Here is an 8,036-nt window from a genome sequence, read left to right as displayed (position 1 = left end):
GAAGCAGTGTGTAAACGCATCCCCGGTGAAAATTTACAAATTCTCGAATCGGTTATTCAGGGTGATATTTACACCTTAAAGCGTGCTTATAATCTGGATGTGAATATCCCTGAAATTGCAAAGAAGCTTTTAAAAGATGCATTTAGACTAAAAAGAACTGATGTGACAAATTTAGAAACGTTGATTTCAACTGTTGAATTAGGTGCAAACTTGCCCTTAGAAGCGAGTTGCCAACGCTCAATTACAGGAAATGCGCAGCAGCTTAATATTCAATTAGATTGGCAAGTGAAAGTTAAGGTTCCGTTGGTTGGTGGAATGTTAGAAAAACATGCAGAAGGGGAAATTCGTAAGTTTAGTGATATTGAAATAGGTATCGTGGAAGACGAGCTAAAAAAGAATTTAAAATGAATTGATCGTTTAAAAAAAAGATTATAAAAACGATAAGTTTCTGTTAATGTTGTATATTCATATTTTAATTTTTAATCAAAAACAATAAATAAAGTAAGAAATACTGTGTTTGATTGTATTTGGCGGTTTAGGGTGACATGGGACTGAATCTAAGAGAAAGAATGCATCAATTGATTGCCCCTATTATGAAAATAGGGTTAATCGTGAATTGGCGTGATATAGACAAATGCTTCCTAGTATTATTACTAGGGGGATTGGATATTTTATCTTGGATTATCTGGTGGTGGATCAGCGGTTCAAATTCAGACTTACATATTTGGATTAATTTAGATTTTTATCCGACCTTAATGACTGCGTATAGCTTGCTTGCATTTGGATTTTTGATCCTTATTTTGCTGACCAAGCTTCTATACCGAAATCCTATTTATAATAAACTCGTTCCGTATATCACTATTGCTTATTTTGGCTCATCATTCATATTTGGTGGATTTTGTGTTGGGATTTTAAGCCCGGCCACGATTGCAGGTTATGTGAGTTTAGTGACAGTCGCTCTAGTATTGTTTGAACGGAAAGTGGTGTATGCAACGGTACTGCCAATTACAAGTTTTATTTTAATCTGTATTTCGATGAGCCTAGCTGGAACGCTTGAATATAGCCCGATTTTTAGTCAGCAATTACAATCAATGCCGTTGTATAAAAATAGTTTTTGGGTTTATTCAATGGTGTATTTTTATGCACCGATTTTCTTTATTAGTATTGTTTTATTTGAAACGCTTTTAATACAGTGGCGTGAGCGAGAAAAAGCGATTCAGCAAGCAAGTATTATCGACTCGCTTACAGGGATATTTAATCGACGCAAAATGGGGGAGCTTTTTGAGTCGTTAAAAGAACAGCAAGGTGCTTTTGCAATTATTTTACTCGATTTAGATCATTTCAAAGTGATTAATGACACCTATGGGCATGATATTGGCGATATTGTTTTAAAACGTGTTGCTCGGCTGCTTACTGAAAACATTGATGCAGAAGATACTGTTGGGCGTTTTGGTGGTGAAGAATTTATTATATTTTTAAAAAGCGATCGTTTAGCAGATGCAATATTGGTTGCGGAACAATGTCGCGAAGCAATTGCATCTGAAATCATTTATTTAGACCATCAACAAAAACTACAAGTTTCTGCTAGTTTTGGGATTACTGTTGCGCGCTATCCAATTCACTCTAAAGAAGAAGTTGTACGTCAAGCTGATCAAGCTTTATATTTGGCAAAAAGAAATGGGCGTAATCAAGTACGCCACTTTTTTGAAATTAAAACGATAGTACCGAAGGAACGTCGCCAGACGATTTAGTTTTTGTTTGGATTTGCTTCAAATTTTTTACGGTAAAATAAACTGGTGATGATCGTGATCGTACACAAGGCAAAAATATAGTACATCGCACCAATATCACTATACAAACTCAGCCATTGAACCAGTGGAAGTGTTAAGCCACCTGCAATCGCATAAGCGACGTTATAAGAAAAAGAAATTCCCGAAAATCGGATTTGAGCAGGGAACATTTTTATCATGCTATATGACACCACGCCGACAGTGCCTGAAAATAATCCCAAGAGCATATATAAGCCAAATATTGTAGAGGAATGAACATGCCCTAAGCTGAGATAAAAAATAGCGGCGATCAAGGCAACGCCCAATGAGCCCAATCCAAGAATACGTCCTGCGCCAAAGCGATCGGCCAATAATCCAGCGAGAATACAGCCTATCATTTGCATAAGAATCGCTGCACTTTGCATTTGAAATGCATCAGCACGTTGGAAGCCGAATGAACCTGTCAGTAAGTTTGGCATGGCTAAAATAATCACCACCACACATCCAGTCAAAAACCATGTAAATAGCATGCCGATCATGACAGCTGATTTATGTGACGCTAAAACTTGTCTAACGGGTAACTCTTTTGAAAGTTCCTTTTTTGCTTGCATCGCTTTGAAAACAGGCGTTTCTTTAAGATACGTTCTCAGATATAAGGCAACTAAGCCAAAAATACCGCCTGCAATAAATGGAATACGCCATGCCCATGCATGTATTTCAGCTTCACTAAATTTGAGTGAAATGAAGAGCGACATGAGTGCTCCGAGTAAAATACCCAGAGATAAACCTGCGGTCAGTAAACCATTGGCAAAACCAATTCTCTTGTCAGGGACATGTTCAGAAACAAAGGTCCACGCTGCGGGAATTTCTCCACCAATTGCAATGCCTTGAACTACGCGCATCAATAATAGAAGCAGTGGGGCTGCTAAACCGATTTCTGCATAAGTGGGCATGACTCCAATCATTAAAGTAGGTAATGCCATGAGTAAAATAGATAAACTAAATAATCGCTTACGTCCGACGAGATCGCCAAAATGTGCCATGACGATTCCGCCCAAGGGCCGGAAGAAATAGCCCGCAGCGAAAATGCCATAGGTATTCAGCATTGCCCAAAAAGGACTTAATGTCGTAGGAAAGAATAGTTCTGCAATGATTTTTGCGTAAAAAACATAAATGACAAAGTCATAAAATTCGAGTGCGCCACCTAATGACGATAAACCTAGTGTACGTTTGTCTTCCGAGGATAGACGCGTTTGTTCGGTCATAGACAGCTTCCCAAAACTTCAATGAATAAAATAATTGAATTCTATAGCTTAAATTTTTAGTTGAATAATTAAACTCTATTGTGATGTATAAAACAAATTATTATCATTTTTGAAATATTTTACGTCAGTTTGATTTATATAAAGAGCTTACTTAAGCTCGAAGCAACCAAGGAATAATAGTGAGAACAATACCGATAGAACTCAGAGTCAGCGTATTTTCCATAAAATAAGGAAAGATCATCAGTATGATTCCTGCAATGAAAGGGACAGGCATTTTTTGCTTTTTACCATAAATAAAATAGCCTAAGCCAATTGAGCTAAAGATCAATCCTAGAAACAATGCTGTTGTATTCATAAACTTATTTCTCGATGTGATGTGCTTTTTTACCAGATACGGATTAAAGTAAACTGAATAAATACTCTTTAGATGGTGCTTTGTATCACTGGAATGTTTCTCAATATTACGACGTATATTTGCTGTTTAAGTGAATTGGAAAGTTGTGTCTGAGTGTTAAACTTTAGCGATTAAATTGAAATATCTAAAAGATCATTATGAGTACGATTTTACCAGTCGCCCAACGTGGTGAAGCTATTTTAAAATTAATTGCTGCACCTGTAGCTGAGACTGAGCTTTCAAGCACATGGTTATTGGAGCTTTCTAAGGCAATGCGTAGCACGATGCTAGAACGAAATGGTGTAGGAATTGCAGCACCGCAAGTTTATGTGTCTAAACGTGTGATTATCGTTGCTTCTCGTCCTAATCCACGTTATCCCGATGCACCTGAAATGGATGCTATCGTCATGGTGAATCCTGAAATTATTCAAAAATCAGTTCAAACCGTGCTTGGTGAAGAAGGTTGTTTAAGTGTGCCCAATGAAAGAGGTGAAGTTGCGCGCGCTGAACAGATTACTGTGAAATATCAAACTTTAAATAGCGATGAGATCACTCAAACATTTCAGGGTTTTCCTGCGCGGATTGTGCAACATGAAGTTGATCATTTGGATGGCGTGTTGTTTGTGGAAAGGGTGTAGTTGGTATTCAATTCGTAATCTTGTGATTTATTTGTAGTCAGATCTAGATATTGCCATGTATTACTCAATGCTAGATTTGAATATTGAGATCTAATTAGAACACATTTATCAGAACAGCTTTTTAGATTGGGGTGTATAGAATCGATGAATTAGATGGTGAATTAGTTTTCTACTACCCTTTCTAAGCAGCTACCAAGAAAAAATAAGAATAATATAAATCTGTAGCTTTATGACACCTCCTGTCATTTTCATATTTTATCTTCATCTTTCAATTCATTGATCACTTTACTAAAGCTAATTTAAAAGTAAGTATCAAAAGGACGTTTTGTATGAAAATAAATCCTATTCCATTTAATCGTAAACAGAAGATAAAGGCATTAAAGCGTATTTTTAGAGCTTTAATATTGGGTGAAATAAAATTGAATGAACTTAAAAAGCATTACTTTGCGATGTTGCATTTAGAATGTTATTTAGAAAGATTAAATAGTGTGTAAAATTAAAATACACTCATAAATATTTGTTTTATTGTGTAATTTTTTGTGTAAGCAATGTGTTATATTTCAACTATAAATCCGACAACACTTCGATATTATTTTAAATAATTTGAGAGTATTAATGAAACGTGATGATTCTACCCATGAGCGTTTAGCCGATCGATTAGCGAATATTTTAACAAAATTAAATATGGGGTGTCAGTTAAGTATACAAGAGCTCGTTTCAGAGTTTGGAGTAAGTTCTAGGACTATTTCGCGTGATTTTGATCGTATTAATGCTTATTTACCATTACAGCGAGACATTGAGAACAAAAAGTATTATTTGGATTCTAACTATTTGGGAAAAATAACTCCCAAAGATATCCGTAATTTTGCACAACTTTCAGGAATTAGCCATTTGTATCCATCATTGGATATCACTTTTTTACGTGAACTTTTAGATAGTCGTTCACAACAAATTTATAGTGCTAAAGGCTATGCTTTTGAAGATGTAAGTCAGTTTAAAGCGTTATTTAAAACTGTTGGAAAAGCCATTCAAGAACATAGCCAAATTGGCTTTCTATATAAAGGAGAGCCTAGACTGGTTCAGCCTTATCGCTTGATTCATCATCACGGCAGTTGGTATTTAGCTGCAGTCCGAAAAGATCAATTACGAACTTATCGTATTTCACATATTCAGCTTATGAACTCTCCACATGAATATTCAACATTTGTTCCAGATCCAAAAATTGTAAAACTCGTAGAAAATGATGACAGCATTTGGTTTGGACAAGATAAACAAGAAGTTATTTTATCTATTGATAGACAGATTGCATTTTATTTTATACAGCGTTCGATCTTGCCTGAGCAACAAATTGTCAAAGAGCTAGAAGATGGAGGATTGTTAGTGTCTTCAAAAATTAATCATGATATGCAGTTGTTACCACTAATAAGATTTTGGATTCCACATATCAAGATTGTGAATCCTGAAAGATTACAGCAAGAGTTGGAAATCGGTTTAAAAGAATACTTAGCTATTACATGAGAAAGCATTAATTAAATTTTGAAAATAATGAATTATTTATCATGGTTTATTAAAGACTTTAAAATTAAAGGTAACAGAAGTAATGAAAAGAATGATCAAAGAGCTTTTTAACGTAGGAAATGAAAAGCAATCTCAGAATATTGAGGCAAATATTTTGAGTTTGGATAAGGCTAGAGAGCGATTGCAAAAATTTCAAACAGAACGTGAAAAAGATAGTGTTGTTGATGAATTACCTGAAAAAAAGGAGTTTCAAGATTCTGTTTTTCAAATAGTACAACCGATAGTTACGTTAGATAATGATGTGATTTTATCAGCAGCAACTCGTATTCAATTGGATGAAGGCTTAGCTAAGTTAAAATTCCATAAAACAATTTATGAAGATTGGAACTTTGGAAGCGTTGATAAGCAAGGACGCAGTGTAATTCTAAATTTCTATGGTGCTCCAGGAACAGGAAAAACACTGACAGCTGAAGCCTTTGCTGGAAGTCTTAGTCAGCCAATTATTAAGTTAGGAATTGCTGAACTAGAAAGTAAATTCATGGGTGAAACTTCTAAAAATATTCAGGCTGTATTTAAGGCTGCCTCAGATGCTAATGCTGTTCTATTTTTTGATGAAGCAGACACTTTATTAGGAAAACGTTTATCTTCAGTGACTCAAGGAATAGATAATGAAGTTAATGCTATGCGTTCAACTTTATTAATTGAACTGGAACGTTTCAATGGTATTGCTATTTTTGCGACAAATTTCGCTAAAAATTATGATGAAGCATTTAGAAGTCGGATTAGCCATCATATTCATTTTGATTTACCTGACTTAGAAGCTCGTAAAAATCTTTGGGCAATAATGTTGGTAGATCAGATTCCGTTATTAGAACCTAAAGATGAGTTTATACAAACTGTATCAGAAATATCTGATGGTTTTTCTGGAAGAGAAATACGTACTTGCATGCGATTAGTACTTCCGAAAGCTTTATTAGAAGCTGAACAAAATAATGAAGAAGCTAAAGTTAAGCTAGAGCAGTTGCTGGAAGTTATTGAGCGTATAAAGAAAGCGAAATTAGAAGTTGCAAATAGTGAGACGAAATTAAGTGCTAAGGAAATTAGTACAGCAAAATCATTGTTAGGTGTAAATAAGTAATTAGGGGATAAACATGGGTTTTTGGAGTTCAGTTGGATCAGCATTTTCATCTGCTGCTAGAAGTGTGGGGTCAGCAGTTTCATCTGTTGGTAGAGGTGTAGCATCTGCTGCAAGTGCTGTTTGGGATTCTGCAAAAAATGTAGCAAGAAAAGCAGTGGACTGGATGGCTGACGAAGCTGAAAACTTCGTAGGTAAGGTGAAAGATGTATGGAAAATGACAAAGCCATGGGTTGAAAAAATCGCACCATATATTTCAAATGGAATTGCATTACTGCCATTTCCTTGGGCTGGAGCAGTTGCAAAAGCAGTGGAGAAAGGTATTCAGGCACTTTTAGCTTTGGAAAATAGCCCGATATTAAAGAAGATCGAGCAGGCTATTATTTGGGCTTCAAATGCCGCAAAGCATTTTCGAGAAATGTATTTGACGCCTAAAGATGTTAAAGAAGTTGAACAACGCCAACAAGATTTGCAAGAAGCAATGGACGCAATGAAAACCGAGGAACAGCGTCAGTCTATTCGTTTTGCAGCAGTAATTAATGATTATGTTTTAGTACAAACGCGCATTCAAGAAATTTTAGAAAATGATACGGTGAAAGACTTTTCACATTATTTACGTTTACGCGCAACCCAAAAACTTCTACGTGCTGCTGAAAAAACATTAAATACTGCTCGTAGTTTAGATGAAATTACAGCAGATGATTCATTCTTATTACGTGTAGGTGCTGATTTACTTGCAGAGAATCCAAATCTTACTAATGCAGATACAGAGAAATTAGATAGTATTATTAAACGTCGTTTTAGTGGTAAATCTCTAATCCCATTTGTTTTTGAAGAGTTGATTTGTGCTTGGGAAACTAAATTTCAAAATATGGAAGCTAAATGGAATCAATTGAATAAAGAGGTTGCTTCATTAAAACGTCAAATCAAACAACTTGAAGTCAAAATGCAAATTGAATCCTTAACATCAGCAGAAGAAATTGAATTAGCAAATTTAAAAAATGATGCTGCTAGTACTTCTCATCAATTAATACAACAAGCTGAAGAAAATCGTGCAATGCAAAGTTATGTTCATGCAGCAGAAGGCTTTCTTCAAGTATTAGAGAAAACAGCAGAACAGTTTGAAGAAGAAGGGCGAGACTATATTGTAGATGATGTAGCAGCTGTGGGGCGCTTATTAATTGAATGTGCTCAAAATGGAAAACAATGGAGTGAGTTGACAGAAGATGAGCAAAGTCTAATCACAGATTACGCAAATATTTTTGCAGAAGACAGTAAAAAGCGTACTCAAGAACTAGTTGAGGCAGAGGTTTAATT

Annotated in this window: 9 protein-coding genes; 7 read left to right on the top strand and 2 right to left on the bottom strand. The window is 35.4% G+C overall.

The genetic code is table 11. The features are described from left to right. A partial coding sequence (locus EXE09_RS17230; RefSeq protein WP_130118086.1) for a DUF2505 family protein occupies positions 1-408 on the top strand: 408 nt, incomplete at its 5' end. 203 nt (positions 409-611) lie between these two features. Then, positions 612-1,751, top strand: a complete 1,140-nt coding sequence (locus tag EXE09_RS17225) for a GGDEF domain-containing protein (RefSeq protein ID WP_130118089.1) — start codon at positions 612-614, stop codon at positions 1,749-1,751. Here the strand turns inward: EXE09_RS17225 and EXE09_RS17220 are convergent. Together EXE09_RS17220 and EXE09_RS17215 are read right to left on the bottom strand one after the other, a co-directional pair. Then, on the bottom strand, positions 1,748-3,034 hold the full coding sequence (locus EXE09_RS17220; protein ID WP_130118085.1) for an MFS transporter: 1,287 nt from the start codon (positions 3,032-3,034) through the stop codon (positions 1,748-1,750). The two genes, EXE09_RS17225 and EXE09_RS17220, sit on opposite strands and share 4 nt — an antisense overlap. A 151-nt stretch (positions 3,035-3,185) precedes the next feature. Then, positions 3,186-3,389: an amino acid transport protein gene (locus EXE09_RS17215; RefSeq protein ID WP_130118084.1), complete on the bottom strand. Its 204-nt coding sequence runs from the start codon at positions 3,387-3,389 to the stop codon at positions 3,186-3,188. A gap of 197 nt (positions 3,390-3,586) precedes the next feature. On the opposite strand from EXE09_RS17215, the gene def reads away from it, so the two are divergent. From def to EXE09_RS17195, 5 genes are all read left to right on the top strand, one after another. Beyond that, positions 3,587-4,066 (top strand): peptide deformylase, encoded by a 480-nt coding sequence (def, locus tag EXE09_RS17210; protein ID WP_130118083.1) that lies wholly within the window; start codon positions 3,587-3,589, stop codon positions 4,064-4,066. Positions 4,067-4,395: 329 nt separating this feature from the next. After that, on the top strand, positions 4,396-4,560 hold the full coding sequence (locus EXE09_RS18860) for a hypothetical protein (protein ID WP_165382085.1): 165 nt from the start codon (positions 4,396-4,398) through the stop codon (positions 4,558-4,560). 121 nt (positions 4,561-4,681) lie between these two features. After that, the gene (locus tag EXE09_RS17205) at positions 4,682-5,584 is read left to right on the top strand and encodes a helix-turn-helix transcriptional regulator (protein WP_130118082.1); all 903 of its coding nucleotides are present in this window, start codon (positions 4,682-4,684) and stop codon (positions 5,582-5,584) included. Positions 5,585-5,666: 82 nt separating this feature from the next. Then, positions 5,667-6,722 carry an ATP-binding protein gene (locus EXE09_RS17200; RefSeq protein ID WP_228257230.1) on the top strand — a complete coding sequence of 352 codons (1,056 nt, stop codon included), beginning with the start codon at positions 5,667-5,669 and terminating at the stop codon, positions 6,720-6,722. Between the two features lie 13 nt (positions 6,723-6,735). Continuing rightward, on the top strand, positions 6,736-8,034 hold the full coding sequence (locus EXE09_RS17195; protein ID WP_130118081.1) for a hypothetical protein: 1,299 nt from the start codon (positions 6,736-6,738) through the stop codon (positions 8,032-8,034). Positions 8,035-8,036 lie beyond the last annotated feature (2 nt).

Source organism: Acinetobacter sp. WCHAc060025, from assembly GCF_004209355.1.
GTDB lineage: Bacteria > Pseudomonadota > Gammaproteobacteria > Pseudomonadales > Moraxellaceae > Acinetobacter > Acinetobacter wuhouensis.
The sequence above is the reverse complement of the archived record's forward strand: the minus strand, read 5'-3'. Positions and strand labels throughout refer to the sequence as shown.